This is a genomic window from Pseudomonas sp. NPDC086112 (genome assembly GCF_044746425.1).
Classification (GTDB): Bacteria; Pseudomonadota; Gammaproteobacteria; order Pseudomonadales; family Pseudomonadaceae; genus Aquipseudomonas.
Genome location: NZ_JBIVCD010000001.1, coordinates 1 through 15,987, shown reverse-complemented (window position 1 = coordinate 15,987; position 15,987 = coordinate 1). Strand labels below are relative to the sequence as shown.

17 protein-coding genes and 2 pseudogenes are annotated in these 15,987 nt (G+C 57.8%); 11 read left to right on the top strand and 8 right to left on the bottom strand.

Annotated elements, in window-relative coordinates; genetic code table 11:
* Positions 1-80: 80 nt before the first annotated feature.
* The 4 genes from ACIPLA_RS00095 to ACIPLA_RS00080 all read left to right on the top strand — a co-directional run bounded on the left by ACIPLA_RS00095 (position 81) and on the right by ACIPLA_RS00080 (position 3,270).
* Positions 81-1,367, top strand: a complete 1,287-nt coding sequence (locus ACIPLA_RS00095) for an MFS transporter (RefSeq protein ID WP_218394791.1) — start codon at positions 81-83, stop codon at positions 1,365-1,367.
* A 21-nt stretch (positions 1,368-1,388) separates the two neighbouring features.
* Positions 1,389-2,414 carry a 2-hydroxyacid dehydrogenase gene (locus ACIPLA_RS00090; RefSeq protein ID WP_401170397.1) on the top strand — a complete coding sequence of 342 codons (1,026 nt, stop codon included), beginning with the start codon at positions 1,389-1,391 and terminating at the stop codon, positions 2,412-2,414.
* A gap of 125 nt (positions 2,415-2,539) precedes the next feature.
* Positions 2,540-2,806: a DUF2790 domain-containing protein gene (locus ACIPLA_RS00085; protein WP_218394789.1), complete on the top strand. Its 267-nt coding sequence runs from the start codon at positions 2,540-2,542 to the stop codon at positions 2,804-2,806.
* A 65-nt stretch (positions 2,807-2,871) separates the two neighbouring features.
* Positions 2,872-3,270: a hypothetical protein gene (locus ACIPLA_RS00080; protein ID WP_123497067.1), complete on the top strand. Its 399-nt coding sequence runs from the start codon at positions 2,872-2,874 to the stop codon at positions 3,268-3,270.
* Here ACIPLA_RS00080 and ACIPLA_RS00075 read toward each other — a convergent pair.
* Entirely contained in the window at positions 3,267-3,536 is a 270-nt protein-coding gene (locus ACIPLA_RS00075; protein ID WP_218394788.1) for a DUF1652 domain-containing protein, read from the bottom strand. The two genes, ACIPLA_RS00080 and ACIPLA_RS00075, sit on opposite strands and share 4 nt — an antisense overlap.
* A gap of 391 nt (positions 3,537-3,927) precedes the next feature.
* Between ACIPLA_RS00075 and eco the strand changes: the two genes are divergently transcribed.
* On the top strand, positions 3,928-4,410 hold the full coding sequence (eco, locus tag ACIPLA_RS00070) for a serine protease inhibitor ecotin (RefSeq protein ID WP_218394787.1): 483 nt from the start codon (positions 3,928-3,930) through the stop codon (positions 4,408-4,410).
* A gap of 30 nt (positions 4,411-4,440) precedes the next feature.
* Here the strand turns inward: eco and ilvA are convergent.
* Positions 4,441-5,436: pseudogene (gene ilvA / locus ACIPLA_RS00065) on the bottom strand (threonine ammonia-lyase, biosynthetic); the annotation flags it as partial.
* 298 nt (positions 5,437-5,734) lie between these two features.
* Between ilvA and ACIPLA_RS00060 the strand changes: the two are divergent.
* Entirely contained in the window at positions 5,735-6,070 is a 336-nt protein-coding gene (locus tag ACIPLA_RS00060; protein WP_401170394.1) for a DUF2834 domain-containing protein, read from the top strand.
* A gap of 145 nt (positions 6,071-6,215) precedes the next feature.
* Here ACIPLA_RS00060 and ACIPLA_RS00055 read toward each other — a convergent pair whose 3' ends face one another.
* The gene (locus ACIPLA_RS00055; protein WP_401170392.1) at positions 6,216-7,139 is read right to left on the bottom strand and encodes a magnesium transporter CorA family protein; all 924 of its coding nucleotides are present in this window, start codon (positions 7,137-7,139) and stop codon (positions 6,216-6,218) included.
* Between the two features lie 7 nt (positions 7,140-7,146).
* The gene (locus ACIPLA_RS00050) at positions 7,147-8,625 is read right to left on the bottom strand and encodes a RimK family protein (protein WP_218394783.1); all 1,479 of its coding nucleotides are present in this window, start codon (positions 8,623-8,625) and stop codon (positions 7,147-7,149) included.
* A gap of 200 nt (positions 8,626-8,825) precedes the next feature.
* On the opposite strand from ACIPLA_RS00050, the gene rimI reads away from it, so the two are divergent.
* Positions 8,826-9,923: a ribosomal protein S18-alanine N-acetyltransferase gene (rimI, locus tag ACIPLA_RS00045; RefSeq protein ID WP_218394782.1), complete on the top strand. Its 1,098-nt coding sequence runs from the start codon at positions 8,826-8,828 to the stop codon at positions 9,921-9,923.
* A gap of 105 nt (positions 9,924-10,028) precedes the next feature.
* Here rimI and ACIPLA_RS00040 read toward each other — a convergent pair whose 3' ends face one another.
* Positions 10,029-11,180 carry a PQQ-dependent sugar dehydrogenase gene (locus ACIPLA_RS00040; protein WP_401170387.1) on the bottom strand — a complete coding sequence of 384 codons (1,152 nt, stop codon included), beginning with the start codon at positions 11,178-11,180 and terminating at the stop codon, positions 10,029-10,031.
* Positions 11,181-11,231: 51 nt separating this feature from the next.
* Complete coding sequence (locus ACIPLA_RS00035; RefSeq protein WP_218394780.1) at positions 11,232-11,588, bottom strand: hypothetical protein; 357 nt, start codon at positions 11,586-11,588, stop codon at positions 11,232-11,234.
* Between the two features lie 210 nt (positions 11,589-11,798).
* Between ACIPLA_RS00035 and ACIPLA_RS00030 the strand changes: the two genes are divergently transcribed.
* On the top strand, positions 11,799-12,659 hold the full coding sequence (locus tag ACIPLA_RS00030; RefSeq protein WP_401170973.1) for a Ku protein: 861 nt from the start codon (positions 11,799-11,801) through the stop codon (positions 12,657-12,659).
* A 144-nt stretch (positions 12,660-12,803) separates the two neighbouring features.
* On the opposite strand, the gene lpxO is transcribed toward ACIPLA_RS00030, so the two are convergent.
* The gene (gene lpxO, locus ACIPLA_RS00025; RefSeq protein WP_401170384.1) at positions 12,804-13,703 is read right to left on the bottom strand and encodes a lipid A hydroxylase LpxO; all 900 of its coding nucleotides are present in this window, start codon (positions 13,701-13,703) and stop codon (positions 12,804-12,806) included.
* Positions 13,704-14,084: 381 nt separating this feature from the next.
* On the opposite strand from lpxO, the gene ACIPLA_RS00020 reads away from it, so the two are divergent.
* Positions 14,085-14,291 carry a hypothetical protein gene (locus tag ACIPLA_RS00020; protein ID WP_371317102.1) on the top strand — a complete coding sequence of 69 codons (207 nt, stop codon included), beginning with the start codon at positions 14,085-14,087 and terminating at the stop codon, positions 14,289-14,291.
* 141 nt (positions 14,292-14,432) lie between these two features.
* On the opposite strand, the gene ACIPLA_RS00015 is transcribed toward ACIPLA_RS00020, so the two are convergent.
* Entirely contained in the window at positions 14,433-14,714 is a 282-nt protein-coding gene (locus tag ACIPLA_RS00015; protein ID WP_032830181.1) for an excalibur calcium-binding domain-containing protein, read from the bottom strand.
* A gap of 413 nt (positions 14,715-15,127) precedes the next feature.
* Here ACIPLA_RS00015 and ACIPLA_RS00010 point away from each other — a divergent pair.
* Positions 15,128-15,360 (top strand): annotated as a pseudogene (locus ACIPLA_RS00010) (integrase); the annotation flags it as partial.
* Between the two features lie 5 nt (positions 15,361-15,365).
* Positions 15,366-15,987 (top strand): ATP-binding cassette domain-containing protein (locus ACIPLA_RS00005; protein WP_401170382.1); only part of this gene is annotated, 622 nt, incomplete at its 3' end.

Genomic DNA, 15,987 nt, shown 5'->3' with positions numbered 1-15,987 from the left:
AGGCCCTAACAGTCACCGCAAAAAACCGATTCAAAACCGTTACCTGCTGCGACAAAAACAACAAGCTCAGGAGCATCACTATGAAAACCGCAACACTGGCCACCCGCCGCTGGTGGTACATCATGCCGATCGTGTTCATCACCTACAGCCTGGCGTATCTGGACCGCGCCAACTATGGATTCGCCGCCGCCTCCGGAATGGCTGCAGACCTGATGATCACCCCCGGGCTGTCGTCCTTGCTCGGCGCGCTGTTCTTCCTCGGTTATTTCTTCTTTCAGATTCCGGGCGCGATCTACGCCCAGAAGCACAGCGTGAAGAAGCTGATTTTCGTCAGCCTGATCCTCTGGGGCGGCCTGGCGACCTTGACCGGGATCGTCTCCAACGCCTACTGGCTGATCGTGATTCGCTTCATGCTCGGCGTGGTCGAAGCCGCCGTGATGCCGGCGATGCTGGTGTACCTGTGCCATTGGTTCACCCGTGCCGAACGCTCGCGCGCCAACACGTTCCTGATCCTCGGCAACCCAGTGACCATGCTTTGGATGTCGGTGGTCTCGGGCTACCTGATCCAGCATTTCAGCTGGCGCTGGATGTTCATCATTGAAGGCTTGCCGGCGGTGCTGTGGGCGTTTATCTGGTGGCGGCTGGCCGATGATCGTCCGGCTCAGGCCAAGTGGCTGAGCGACCAGGAAAAGCAGGATCTGGAAAGCGCCCTGGCCGCCGAACAGGTCGGCATCAAAGCGGTGAAAAACTACGCCGAAGCCTTCCGCTCGCCAAAAGTGATCATCCTTGCCTTGCAGTTTTTCTGCTGGAGCATCGGCGTCTACGGTTTCGTGTTGTGGCTGCCGTCGATCCTCAAGGCTGGGGCGAAAATGGACATGATCGAAGCCGGTTGGCTGTCGGCGTTGCCCTACCTGGCCGCCGTGATCGCCATGCTGCTGGTGTCCTGGGGCTCGGACAAACTGCAAAAACGCAAACGCTTCGTGTGGCCACCGTTGTTGATCGCCTCGATTGCCTTCTATGGCTCGTACGCCTTGGGCGCTGAACATTTCTGGTGGTCCTACACGCTGCTGGTGATTGCCGGCGCCTGCATGTACGCCCCGTACGGGCCTTTTTTCGCCATCGTCCCGGAAATCCTCCCGGCCAACGTCGCCGGTGGCGCCATGGCGTTGATCAACAGCATGGGCGCGCTCGGCTCGTTTGGCGGCTCTTATCTGGTCGGTTACCTGAACAGCTCCACCGGATCGCCCGGTGCCTCTTATCTGCTGATGAGCGGCGCGTTGCTGCTGTCGGTGGTGCTGACGATTTTCCTCAAGCCCGGCGCCAGTGACCGGGTCGCTGTGCCCCGGCCGATGGCGGCTCATTCTTGATTTGATATAGAGATGACAACGATGAAAAAGCAGGTTGTGCTGTACAAGAAACTCTCGCCGCTGCTGATGGCTCGCTTGCATGAGCAGACCGAGGTGACGCTGATCGACAGCCTCGACGCAGAGGGCTTGGCGCAACTGCGCCGGGCCCTGCCCCGTGCCCAAGGATTGCTCGGCGCCAGTCTCAAACTGGACGCCGGGTTACTGGATCTGGCGCCGAACCTGGAAGCCATTGCCAGCGTGTCCGTCGGCGTCGACAACTACGACATTGATTACCTGACCGAGCGCCGGATCCTGCTCAGCAATACCCCTGACGTGTTAACCGAAACTACTGCCGACACCGGTTTCGCCCTGATCCTGGCCACCGCCCGACGCGTGGTGGAGCTGGCCACTATGGTTCGCGCCGGCCAGTGGAACCGCAACATCGGCCCGGCGCATTTCGGCAGCGATGTACACGGCAAGACGCTGGGCATTATTGGCATGGGGCGGATCGGTGAGGCGCTGGCGCAACGCGGTCATTTCGGTTTTGGCATGCCGATTGTGTATCACAGCCATTCGCCAAAACCGGCGGTGGAGCAGCGATTCAACGCGCAATACCGCAGCTTGAGCGATCTGCTGCAGCAGGCCGATTTCGTTTGCCTGACGTTACCGTTGACCGCTGCAACCGAAGGGATGATCGGCGCTGAACAGTTCGCCCTGATGCGCCCCGAAACGATCTTCATCAACATTTCCCGGGGCAAGGTGGTGGATGAGCCGGCGCTGATCGAGGCGTTGCGGCAGAAGCAGATTCGCGCGGCGGGGCTGGATGTGTTTGAGCGTGAGCCGCTGGACAATGACTCGCCGTTATTGCAGTTGAACAACGTGGTGGCGACGCCGCACATCGGGTCGGCGACGCATGAGACGCGGGAGGCGATGGCCCGGTGTGCGGTGGATAATCTGTTGGCGGCGTTGGCTGGGGAGCGGCCGGCTAATCTGGTGAATGCCGGGGCGTGGGGGGGTCAGGAAGAGCCGAAGCTGGTTCTCGCGACTGGCGGCATACAACCCGGTTAACCATCGCTTAACCCCATGGTCCAAAACTTTACTGGACCGCACGCCCTCAGCTCCTCTGACGCCCAGTGCGGCAGGTTCGACGTTCTTCAGTCGAACTGATTTCCCCTCTGCACTGGAGATTCACCATGAACACGCGAACACTGCTGATAATCACCACCCTCGCCTGCACCGCGTTCGCCGGGCTTGCTCAGGCCAACGAGACGTCGTCCTCCCAACCCGTGCCTTATCACTACGGCATGCCGTTGCAGGTGGCCAAGGTCATTTCCCTGACTGAACCGCAAACGCAGGACTGCCAAGTGGTGACGGCCAACATGAAGTACATCGACACATCGGGTGAGCCTGCGCAGATTACGTACCAAAAACTGTCTGACGCGTGCAGCTATCAGAACTGACAGTAGGCTTGTGAGGGTTCTGGCGCTAAGCTCTGGCACTTCCCTCACTGCCGCAAGGATTCGCCATGCAGTTCTCGTTTCGCACGCTGTCGACGTTCACCGCCGCACTTTGTTTTCTGCTGGCGCTGGTCTGGGGGTTGATGCCGCAAGGGTTGTTGGCGATCTGGAGTATCGAGTATTCGTCCGCGGCGGGCTTTATCGCCCGGCGCAGTGCAGTGCTGTTCGGCGCATTGGGGGTGATGTTTTATCTGGTGCGGCAGGCCCCGCCCTCGGCAGCGCGAAGCGCAATGTGCAGCGGCTTTATGGTGGGATGTTTCGGTTTGGCGGCACTGGGCTTCGGCGAATGGCTCAATGGTCATGCCGGGCCGGGTATTTTGCTGGCGATCCTGGTGGAATTGGCGCTGGGTCTGGGGTTTATCCAGACCCGGCGCGTATCGGTCGAACTCGGTGAAACGGCCGGTTAATGGGCTTTTGACGTCGGGTGCAACAGCTCGCTGCGCCTGTTGTACTCAAGGTCGGTGCGTAACTCGGCGATCAGATTATTGATTTCCCGGCACCCGTTGAGACGATGGGCGTCTATGCCGGTGACGAACAGGTCGAGATGGTCAGTCTCGCCGTCCGAATACACCTTGACGGTCATCGACAGGTCCGGCGACAGCGTGCATTGGCAGCGTTTCGGGAGAAAACTGCTTTCAACGATATTGCGTAGTTCCAAGGCAGAAAGAAACATGGCCACCCTCTCGGTATTGTGAGATTGCCAATCAAAAATCAATGTCGGTCGGAGCTAAAATCGCCCGTTGTTTTTCTTCCTTGGGGAACCTCATTGTTCCAACGTCCCAACCGTCTTCTTGTTTCAGCGCTGACTCAGTAAGGATCGTGGTCAGCTCAAGACAGCTTCAGCATAAAACATGCCCGAGATTTCGCCCTGCGCCTCGTCGGCAAATCAAGGCTTTGGGAGAAATGGCAATACATCGCGTCATGCAAAATGCAAGAAAGCTCTGCTTCAAGACCTGCATTTTGCAAACACCCCGAAGGTGGGTTTGCATTGGCTGAGGACGGCAGTGAGAATGCGGCCCATCCATTCAGTATCCGCTGACCCCGCACACACGCAAGGAGGCATCATGGGTGCTTTGCCGCTTAACACGACCGTCGGGCTGATAGTTGCCATTTTGTCGTCCATAGCCCACGCCGCAACCCTCGAAGACGTCGCGCCGTATCCCAAGCCTGAGAGCGGTTTTACCCGCCAGGTCATTCACCTCGCCCCGAAACAACAGGAAGACGGTTATCAAGTCGAGATCCTGGCCGGCAAGACCCTCACCGTCGACTGCAACCGTCAGCGCCTGGGCGGCATGCTCGAGGAGAAAAATCTCGAAGGCTGGGGCTATCTGTTTTACCGGCTGGAAAAAGTCACCGGCCCAATGAGCACGCTGATGGCCTGCCCGGATGGCAAGCGCAAAAAGGACTTCGTGCCGGTTGTCGGTGACGGTTTCAGACTGCGCTACAACAGCAAATTGCCAATCGTGCTCTACGTGCCCAAGGACGTCGAAGTGCGCTACCGGATCTGGTCGGCGTCGAGCCATGTCGGGAAAGCCGTTCAGGAATAATCGGACCAGCCCTCACGCCAGCACGCCGCTCAACGCGGCGCGCTCGGCCACATGCCGCAAACTGTCGAAATTGATATTCGCGCCCGAATCAATGGCCACCAGGGTCTGACCCCGAGCGCCGGTTCGCGCCACGTACTGCTTGATCCCGGCCACGGCCAGGGCGCCGGAAGGTTCGGTGATCGAGCGGGTATCGTCGTAGATGTTCTTGATGGCGGCGCAGAGTTCGTCATTGCTGACGGTCATTACCTCGTCGACGCAAAACCGACAGACCTCGAAGCCATGGACGCCGATCTGAGCGACGGCCACGCCATCGGCGAAGGTGCCGACGGTTGGCAGCACAACCCGTTCGCCGGCCCGCAATGCGGCCTGCAAGCAGGCGGAATGTTCCGACTCGACGCCGATGATGCGGATTTCAGGGCGCAGGTATTTGACGTACGCGGCGATGCCGGCGATCAAGCCACCGCCGCCCACCGGAACGAAGATCGCGTCCAGCGGCCCTTGGTGCTGGCGCAGGATTTCCATGGCGACGGTGCCCTGCCCCGCGATCACGTCCGGGTCGTCGAAGGGCGAGACAAAGGTGCGGCCGGTTTGCTGTGCCAGGCTCAATGCGTATTCCAGGGCAAACGGAAAACTCTCACCGTGCAGCAGCGCTTCGGCGCCTCGACTGCGAACCCCGAGCACCTTCAATTCCGGCGTCGTGCAGGGCATGACGATGGTTGCGCCGATCCCCAGCTCGCGGGCCGCCAACGCTACGCCTTGGGCATGATTGCCCGCCGAGGCCGTGATTACGCCGCGAGCCTTCTGTTCATCGCTCAGGTTCACCAGTTTGTTGTAGGCGCCACGGATCTTGAAGGAAAACGTCGGTTGCAAGTCTTCGCGCTTGAGCAGGATCTGATTGCCCAACGCCTCGGACAAGGCCGGCGCCGCTTGCAACGGCGTGCGCACGGCGAGTTCGTAAACCGGCGCGGCGAGGATCTTTTTCACGTAGTGCTCAAGCAAGCTCTGCTGGAGGGGGGTACTGTTCATGGTCGTCTCCTTGGTATCCGGGTTTACGCGGTCGGCAGCTCCTACGCCGGTTGCGTGCGCCCGGTAAGCTCAAAACCCAAGAGACAGAAAGTAAAAACCCGCCTCTAGGGCGGGTTGGGTGCTGCAGTCGTGAGCTAGCCCGCCAAATAAGGAATGGCGGTAATAATGCTTGGCTGGCAGCGCAATACGGTGGAAGTCATGGCTGGAAATTAGCCGGAGGCTGATGGCAAGTCAATGGCCAATTTTCAAGGGCCGATGTAGGCTGGCGATTCTGCTCATTGTCCCAAGGAAGGAAACCATGAAGTCTGTCGCACTGCCCCTGATTGCCCTGATCGCTTTCGCCGGCTACACCGTTTCGGTGATGCTGCAGGCGGAGCAGTCGTTGCTCGACTTCGGCATCAGCCTGATGTCGCGGCCCGATACCGCGCAAGTGGTGATCGATTTATACCTGCTGGCGACGCTTGCCGGTATCTGGATGTACAAGGATGCGCGCCAGCGGGGGCAGTCGGGGTTGTTGGTGGTTCCCTATCTGGTGGTGACGGCGGTTTTTGTGTCGGTCGGGCCGTTGTTGTATCTGGTGGTGCGGGGGCTTCAGGAGCGGAAAAACTCTGGCGAGGCAGCTCAAGAGGCCTGATCCAGGCGTTGTTGTGCTGTTGAGATTGCCTTCGCGAGCAAGCCCGCTCCCACATTAGATCTTCCGTGAACACATAATTTGTGAACACCAGAGATTAAATGTGGGAGCGGGCTTGCTCGCGAAGGCGATCTGACAGCCGCCGAAATCACTTCGCCAGGCGCTTGAGCCCGAGCACCATCACCCCCGCCCCCAGCATCATCGCCGTCAGAAACAACGGATAGGAAATCCACCACGGCGTACCAGCGGTCATCATGCTGAACTCGGACATGCCGCCAATGCTCGCAATCAGGTTCAACGGCAGAAACACCACGTTGATCAGCGTCAGTTTGCGCAGCAGGTTATTCATGCTGTTGTTCATCAGGTTGCCCCGGGCGTCGATCAGCCCGGAGAACACCGTGGAGTAGATTTCCGCCTGCTTGTAGCACTGGTTGTTCTCGATAATCAGATCGTCGATCAAACCGATGGCTTCAGGGCTGAAGTGTTCCTTCGCCGCATGATTACGCAGCCGGGTCAGGACCGCGCCGTTGCTGTGAATGGCGTTGATGTAATAGATCAGGCTTTCGCTGAGGTTGAACATCTGGACCAGATGCTGGTTCTGCATCGAGGCATTGAATTTTTGCTGCAACTCCCGGGCAACCATCTTGATCACCTTAAGGTGCCCCAGATAGTGGTGAATGTTGTTGAACAACAGGTCGAGCAACACATCCAGTGGTGTCTTCAGTGACTGCCGCGTGCCGAGGCCGCTGAGCGGTGAGTCGTCGGTGGCGATCACCAGCAGACGCCCCGGGGAAAACAGCAAGCCGCAGGATGACACTTCGAAGGCCAGGCTGCCGCCGCCGGAGTAGTTTTCCGGGCGTTTCCAGATCAGGAACAGGTTGTCGGGGTGGAACTCGATGCGCGACACCTCGTCGGGGTCCAGGGCCGAGGCGAGAGCGTGTTCATCAAGCTTGAAATGGCTGTGCAACAGATCCCGCTCGGCCGCATCGGGGTTGCTGAACAGCATCACGTCGGCGTCCAGCCGTTCGACCGCGTGCAGGGCGCCGTGGCTCAGTTCAAAGCTTTTGATCATCGGCCGCTCACCAGGCCTGGCCGCGGCGCTTGAGCTCCAGCCGACGGACAAACTCTTCCAGCACCAAGGAATACAAATCGTCCTGCAAGTAGGCGTCTTCGATGCCGGCGTCCATGTTCGGGTTGTCGTTGACTTCGATTACCACCACTTTGTCGCCGGACTGTTTGAGGTCGACGCCATAGAGGCCGTCGCCGATGAGATTCGCGGTTTTCACCGCCAGTTCAACCACCGCTCGCGGCGCTTCGTGAACCGCCAGGGTGCGGCATTCGCCGTTGATGTCCTGGCCTTTGGCTTTGTGGTTGTAGATCTGCCAATGGCCCTTGGACATGAAGTACTGGCAGGCAAAGATCGGTTTGCGGTTGAGCACGCCAATGCGCCAGTCGTATTCGGTGTAGAAAAACTCCTGGGCCAGCAACAACACCGAGTGTTCGAACAGTTCGGCGGTGGCTTCAAGCAAGGCTTGCTGGCTTTCGACCTTGATGACGCCCTTTGAGAAACAACCGTCGGGGATCTTCAGCACCAGTGGAAACCCCAGACGCTCGCCTACCCGCTCGAAATCTTCCGGTCGCTCCTTGTAGAGGATTTCAGTGGCGGGCATGCCCAGTTGATGGCTCTTGAGCAAATCAGTCAGGTAAACCTTGTTGGTGCAGCGCAGGATCGACGCTGGGTCATCCATCACGACCAAACCTTCACTCTCGGCTTTTTTGGCGAAGCGGTAGGTGTGGTTGTCGACGCTCGTTGTCTCGCGGATCAGGAGCCCGTCGTATTCGGCGATTCGGGCGTAGTCCTTGCGCTCAATCAGCTCGACGTCGATACCTAGTGTCTTGCCGACTCTGACGAAGTTGTCCAAAGCCTTGGGATTGGAGGGCGGCAATGCTTCTTGCGGATCGTGCAGAATGGCCAGGTCATAACGGGCCAATCGCCTGGAGCGCGGCATGCGCCAGATCTTGCGACTGAAACTGTCGAGCGCATTAGCGAATTGATCTTCCTGATCTTCACGCAACTTATGCAAGGCGCCAGACTTTACACCTTCGATGTGCCAACCGTTAGTTCGACGAAACTCAACTAGCAATATTGGACAAGGAAAAACCTCGAACAACTGCCGAGCCAGATCCTGTAATGGCTCGATAGCGGTTTTGCCGAAATACAGTGTCAGGGTAAATCCTTCGGTATCGCTGTAAAGATGATTGCTGAGAGCCTTTTCCAGGGTTTTATCCAGATCATCCAGGGCCAGCCCATACAGGGATTTTCGGGTCAGTTCGCTGATGGTCCGCACCGACGGTATAACCTTGTGCCCCCGCGCTTCGGCCAGCAGCGAGCAGTAATAACCGTGCCCGAGGTACTTGTAGCTGCGGCACAGGTTAATCACCTGAACCCGCTTGCCCTGCTCGTTGTCGCGGGTCTGTTCGAGGTATTCCTGGGCGGTGACGATGTCTTCACTGGGGAAGTAGGAGGCCCAGTCTTCCTTACGTTCGACGATGATCATCAACTGGCTGGAAGTTCTGATCGAGCCATTTAAATAGTTTGTGGAAGTTATTGCTGTCGGCAACGTTTGCTCAGATACTTCGCGCCAATGACCTTGTACCGCTGACATAGTGATTGATCCATTGAAGAACAAGACCTTTCCTATTAAGCACGAACTTTTTCGAAAGTCCCGTTTCGTTACGCAATTTTTACGGCGATTATATGAATCCTGTTTTTCGCTTGGCGGTAGTTGAAGACATACCGTCACTGCTGGCACTCGAACAGCAATGTTTCACCACGGACCGGCTCAACAGTCGCAGTTTTCAATGGATGATTACTCGGGCTCACGGGCAACTGCTGGTGGCCCAACGAGGCGAGCAATTGGTGGGCTATGCGGTGGTGCTGTTTCACCGGGGCACTTCATTGGCGCGCCTGTACTCGATTGCGATAGCCCTTGATGCTCGCGGCAGTGGACTGGGCAAGCAGTTGCTCGAACGTGTCGAGGCCTGCGCCATTGAGCATGACTGCGCCTACCTGCGGCTGGAAGTGCGCATCGACAATCCAACGGCAATTGCTCTGTATGAGCGTAACGGTTACCGGCGTTTTGCGCTGATTCACGACTATTACCAGGACCATGCCGACGCGCTGCGCCTGGAAAAACGTATCCTCCAGCACCGCGATTCACGCAACATCAAGGTGCCTTACTACCCGCAGACCACCGAGTTCACCTGTGGCCCGGCCTGCCTGCTGATGGCCATGGGCGCGCTGCAAGACGATCGAGCGTTGGAGCGCGGTGAAGAACTGCAAATCTGGCGCGAGGCGACCACGGTGTTCATGACGTCTGGCCACGGTGGCTGCAGCCCTCAAGGTCTGGCGCTGGCAGCGTGGCGGCGTGGCTTTCGGGTGCGGCTGCAACTGAGCATGGCCGGGCCACTGTTTCTCGACGGCGTGCGCGATGCGCATAAAAAAGACGTAATGCGCCTGGTACACGAGGCGTTCACGGCGCAGTTGCAAGCCACCGACGTGGAACGAATGATCGGCGGACCACTGGATCTGCCACGGTTACTGCACGATGGCGGACAGCCGCTGGTATTGATCAGCAGCTATCGCCTGACCCGTTCCAAGGCGCCGCACTGGGTGATCGTCACCGATTGCGATGAAGAGTTTGTCTACCTGCACGATCCGGATGTGGATCACAGCCAGCATCGTCAGCCGATGGACTGCCAGCACTTGCCGGTCAGCCATGGGGAATTCGACAAAATGTGCAGTTTCGGACGAGGCAAGCTGCGGGCAGCGGTGATTCTCTATCGCCGTGAGTAAACCTGTGGCGAGGGAGCTTGCTCCCGTTCGAGTGCGAAGCAGTCGATTGCATGGGGGCGCTTCGCACCCCAGCGGGAGCAAGCTCCCTCGCCACAGGTTATGCGATTACTTAAGGCCAAGCTTGTACAGCGCCCCGTCATCTTCATCGGTCAGCAAATACAGATAACCATCCGGCCCCTGCCGTACATCACGAATCCGTTTGTTGAGCTCACCCAACAACCGCTCTTCGTGAACAACCTTGTCGCCTTCGAACTGCAGGCGAATCAGCTCCTGACTCACCAGCGCCCCGATAAACACGTTGTGCTGCCAGGCCTTGAAGCGATCGCTGTCATAGAAGGCCATGCCGCTGAGGCCGGGGGATTTTTCCCAGACATGGTGCGGGCCCACGGTACCTTCGGCGGTTTCGCCCTTGGCTTCCGGGATCGGCAGGCCGGAATAGTTGATGCCGTGGGTTGCCATCGGCCAGCCATAATTTTTGCCACGCTCGATGATGTTGATCTCGTCGCCGCCCCGTGGGCCGTGCTCGTTTTCCCAAAGCGTGCCGCTCCAGGGGTTGAGCGCCGCGCCTTGCGGGTTGCGTTGGCCGTAAGACCAGATTTCCGGGCGAACGCCTTTTTGCCCGACAAAGGGATTGTCTGCCGGCACCTTGCCATCCGGATAGAGCCGCACGATCTTGCCTTGCAGCTTGTCGAGATCTTGCGCCGTGGGCCGGTCGTTATTCTCGCCCAGGGTGACGAACAGATAACCGTCACGGTCAAACACCAGTCGTGAGCCAAAATGATTGCCGACGGAGAGCTTGGGCTCCTGACGGAAGATCACCCTGAAATCCTTGATCGCCGTCAGGTCTTCCGACAACCGTCCGCGACCGACCGCCGTGCCGGCCTTGCCGCCCTCACCGCCCCCTTCGGCGTAAGACAGATAGACCATGCGGTCTTGCTTGAAATCGGGCGACAACACCACATCGAGCAATCCGCCCTGCCCCTTGGCCCAGACCTGAGGCACGCCGCTGAGCGGGCCCGAGAGTTTGCCGTCGCCACTAACCAGCCGCAGGTTGCCGGGCCGTTCGGTCACCAGCATCCCTTGGCGGTCAGGCAGAAACGCCAACGACCAAGGGTGGTCCAGGCCTTTAACGATCGGCGTGAGCTCAAGGGTGCCCTGCTCGCTTTTAAAATCCTGTGTTGGCGCTGCAAAGGCGGGCGCCGTGACGGTTAATAACGCGCTGGCACAGAAAGTGGCCAAGAGGGTTTTACGCAACATGCACGATTCCTTTTGTCGTCAATAGAGCTGGCAAGACTTCTGTCTCGCCGTTCAACGGTAGTTGCGGTCCGAGCCCCGGGGTGGTGGATTGGGAATGAGTTTCGGTTGGCCGGTGGGAGCCTGTCGATCTTGCGGATAGCGATTGCCGATGCCGCCGTTATCGAGCGTTGGCGGTCGTGGCACAGGCACCGTGTTTGGCCCGCGGATTACCGGGATATTGGGTTGCGTGCCTTGCATGCTGTTGGGATTGGCCCGGCGAATCGGGCTGTTGTAGGGATTGTTGTTGCTTCCCGGCAGGTTCTGCGCCAGCAGCAAGGGCGAAGAAGACGATGCGGCGTCTGCCAGAGCCAAAGGGCTTAGCACGCCACTCAATGCCAGCGCGATGACGCCGAGCACACATCGGTTCATGGGAGACCTCTCTAAATGAGCGTGCCATGCTTCATGGATGAATAGAGCCACGCTACGCCCAGGGTTCGGATTTGTTAACTAAAACCTCCCCCGCAACATGTAACACGAGTTAACCGCACCGCCGATCCGCCCGCAGGACCGGGCCGCCGCCGACTGAAACTTTTGCCCTTGGCCACAGGTCACCTGAACATCAACGACGAGGTCACGACGATGGCACGGGCAATCTGGAAAGGCGCAATCAGTTTCGGTCTGGTGCACATTCCCGTTGCGCTGGTTTCGGCGACGTCTTCGCACGGGATCGATTTCAAATGGCTCGACAGCCGCAGCATGGACCCGGTCGGCTACAAGCGCATCAACAAGGCCACCGGCAAGGAAGTCACTCAAGAGCACATCGTCAAAGGGATCGAGTACGAAAAAGGACGTTACGTGGTGCTCAGTGAAGAGGAGATTCGCTCGGCTCATCCACTGTCGACCCAAACCATCGACATTTTTGCCTTTGTCGGCAGCGAGCAAATCCCTCTGCAAAACATCGACACGCCCTACTACCTGGCGCCGGACAAACGCGGCGGCAAGGTCTATGCGCTGTTGCGCGAAACCCTCAGCAAAACCGACAAGGTCGCCCTGGCCCGCGTGGTGTTGCATTCGCGCCAGCACCTGGCGGCCCTCATGCCGCTGGAATCAGCCATGGTGCTGGTGATGCTGCGCTGGCCCGCCGAAGTGCGCAGCATTGCTCAACTGGAACTGGGCAGTGAAGTGACCAAGCCGGATCTGGCCAAAGGCGAGCTGGAGATGGCCAAACGACTGGTGGAGGACATGAGTGCCGACTGGACGCCCGAAGAGTACCGCGACAGTTTCGAAGACAAGATCATGGCGCTGGTCGAGAAGAAGGCGAATGAAGGCAAGATCGAAGATGTCGAAACCGTGACGGGTGAAGAGGTGCGTAAAACCGCCGATGTTATCGATCTGACCGAACTGCTCAAACGCAGTCTTGGTGGCAAGGGCGGCGGTAAAGCGGCTACCAAAGCCAAATCTACTGCGCAGAAAAAACCCACGAAACGGTCGAGCGGCTGACCCTTGTTGGCACCCATGAGTTATGGGGTGCAAATACTGGCCTCTTCGCGAGCAAGCCCGCTCCCACATAGGATCTGTGTCGTTCACAGGACAAATGTGGGAGCGGGCTTGCTCGCGAAGGCGTCATACGCCTCAATACCAAACTCAGATCAAAACAAAAATCGCCAGCAACCCGCCAAAAACCGCCCATTTCTCCAGGTAGTAGCGAGTACGGTTACGCTTCTTGAGCGCTTTGCCGCGCAGGCGAATCGTGTAGATTCTGGCGAACAAGCGGTTGATACCACCGACCTTGTCGCCGGCATCGTTCGGCGCCCCCGCCGCTGCCATCACCGTGCGGCTGAACCAACGGTTGAACGCCGCCGCCCAGCGATACTTCATCGGCCGCTCGACGTCGCAGAACAGGATGATGCGGTTCTGCGCAGTGGTGTTTTCGGCGTAATGAATGAAGGTCTCATCGAACATCACCGCTTCGCCATCGCGCCAATGGTAGTTCTCACCATCGACGTTGATGTAGCAACCGGCATCGTTCGGCGTTTCCAGCCCCAAGTGATAACGGTAAGAACCGGCATACGGATCGCGGTGACGGACCAGTTTCGAACCCGGCGGCAGTTCGGCGAACATCGCGGCCTTGATCGAGCCGATGCTTTGCACCAGTTCAGTCGTACGCGGGCAGAGCTTTGCGGCCGACGGGTGACTGTCGCCGTACCATTTGAGGTAGAAACGCTTCCAGCCACTTTTGAAAAACGAGTTGAAACCAACGTCGTCGTACTGATTGGAACGTTTGATCTCTCCGGCCTTGAGTAAATTCTGGCCTTCTGCGCGAATCTCCTCCCAATGAGCCTGCAAAGGGCTCAAGTCGGGAAAGTCTGCCGGATTGAGATAAGGTTTGTTGGGCGTTTTGGAGAACAGATAAAGGAAGCAATTGACCGGCGCCAGAAACGTCGAGTGGTCGCTTAGTTGACGGCCTAATTTGTGGCGCACTTTTCCGCGCAAGTGCACATACGCGATGGAGATGACATAAATAGCGGCAATGATAAGTTTCACGAAAATCGTCACACGTCAGAAGTGAACAAACTGCGTCCGATGGCGCGTTCTTGAGCCATGCCGATGGACGGCACGACGTCGAAAGATGGCATTTTAGCCACACTTTGTAACTAATAGTTAACCTTCAACTGTGAAAATGCGTGCACGTTGTTAGTAGCGCGGGCGGTTGCTAATGGGAACCCGCTCTTGCGGTGGTAGCCCCCTGCCACTCCACCATTCGTCGCCTATAAAAACGTGGCACGCAATACGCGCCCTGTCTGGCTTAGGCCTTGCAGAGGCCGGACGTAGCAGCCCCAGAACGACGTAATTCTGACGCGGCGGCAATTAAATCAACGCTTAGGACTCCAGCGATACGCTTGGTCAGTCACCGGGAGATGTAACGTGTCAACTCTCAATGAAATCGCAGCGAACCACGCGAGAATGGCTAAGGCAAAAGAAGAAGAGTCGACCGGGCTGAGTGAGCGGCACCTTCAAATAGTGGGAAGTTTCGAAATCCCGTCTATCGATGACCAACAACACATTCCACTGCACCTCATTACCGGAGGGCAAGACAACCATCCCGGACACGCCGCTGGTTATTTGCTTTAAATCCCGACCGGGTCAGTCTGGCTTGTCGCACGCTGTTCAGCGTGCGGCAAGCCAGACGTTCAGTCAGAAAATCGGGTTTCAAAACGCCCCCATTTAAAATTTTTTCTTAAATCATTAAGCCTGTCGCTGAGCGGCAAATAGTCATTGGCACCACTGCGACTCACAGGGGATTGCGTCGTTGTCGCCGTCCATTTTCATTCCTGGACAATTTTGCAGAAAGTTTTTGGCCTCTGCGCACGAGGTCATCTGTGAACAATATTTGCGCCCATCACATTTGAATGGCGCTGAAACAGGCTTCGGCGCAGTCACGACTGTAGCTATTTCTTTGGGATTCGATAGTTGAGCCGTAGCCCAGGACTGTAGTTCAGGGGAAAACTTCCAAGCCAACAGACCCACAACAAGCATCACCAAAATCAGTTTCATTTTGATCCCACCCATGATGAGAGACCATTTGCGTTCTCACGTTGCGCGTCTTGGGCAAGAACCAGGAACAGTATCTGCAAGACGAAGCGCCAGCGCGCCCGGAAACCCGAGCCCTGACGAAGAAGAATAGACCCCTCCCCACTTTCTGCTGTCACGCGTGGTATGGAGAGACGAATCTGAAGAGGTGCCCACCCTGACCAAGTGCTGGCCATTCAGTAATCCATCTGAAACACACGAGGCCGGGCAAGCGGTGCTGACTTTACCCAGCGCCACGCCAAGTGTCCCGAACACAACGCTGAACAAAAATAACATCGAGGCCGCTCTACGCTCCCCGGCCTGTCCATGATGAACCCTCTTCCAGTCAGCCCCGATTCTGCACAAACCGGGGCCGAACCTTGAAGAAGCCTGCGACACGTTATCGCCCACCGTACAACTGCCGTCACACATATGCGACAATATGCGCAATGTCTGGCATGAATCCCGCCTTTTTGCCCAACAGCTTGGACACCGCGTCCAGATGCTGCTCTCGACTTATGCGCGCTGGTTGAACTCTAGCGGTGACTGGGAAGAGATGGAGAGAAACTCCAGAATGTCCCAGGAATGGCCCAAGCGCCAAATGCGCAGCTCGCAACCCATTGATAGGTAAAGTAATTGATCTCCACAGCTAACATCACGATGCAGTTCGGCGCCAAGCCGCTATTCGAAAACGTTTCGGTCAAATTCGGCGCCGGTAACCGCTACGGCCTGATCGGTGCCAACGGTTGCGGCAAGTCGACCTTCATGAAAATCCTCGGTGGCGACCTCGAGCCGTCCGGCGGCCAGGTCATGCTCGAGCCGAACGTGCGTCTGGGTAAATTGCGCCAGGACCAGTTCGCCTACGAAGAATTCACCGTGATCGACACCGTGATCATGGGTCACGAAGAGCTGTGGAAGGTCAAGGCCGAGCGCGACCGCATCTACTCGCTGCCGGAAATGACCGAAGAAGACGGCATGGCCGTGGCCGAGCTGGAAACCGAATTCGCCGAAATGGACGGCTACACCGCCGAATCCCGCGCCGGTGAATTGCTGTTGGGTCTGGGTATCGGCATCGAGCAGCATTTTGGCCCGATGAGCGAAGTGTCCCCGGGCTGGAAACTGCGCGTGTTGCTGGCGCAGGCACTGTTCTCCGATCCTGAAGTGCTGTTGCTCGACGAACCGACCAACCACCTGGACATCAACACCATCCGCTGGCTGGAAAACATTCTGACCCAGCGCTCCAGCCTGATGATCATCA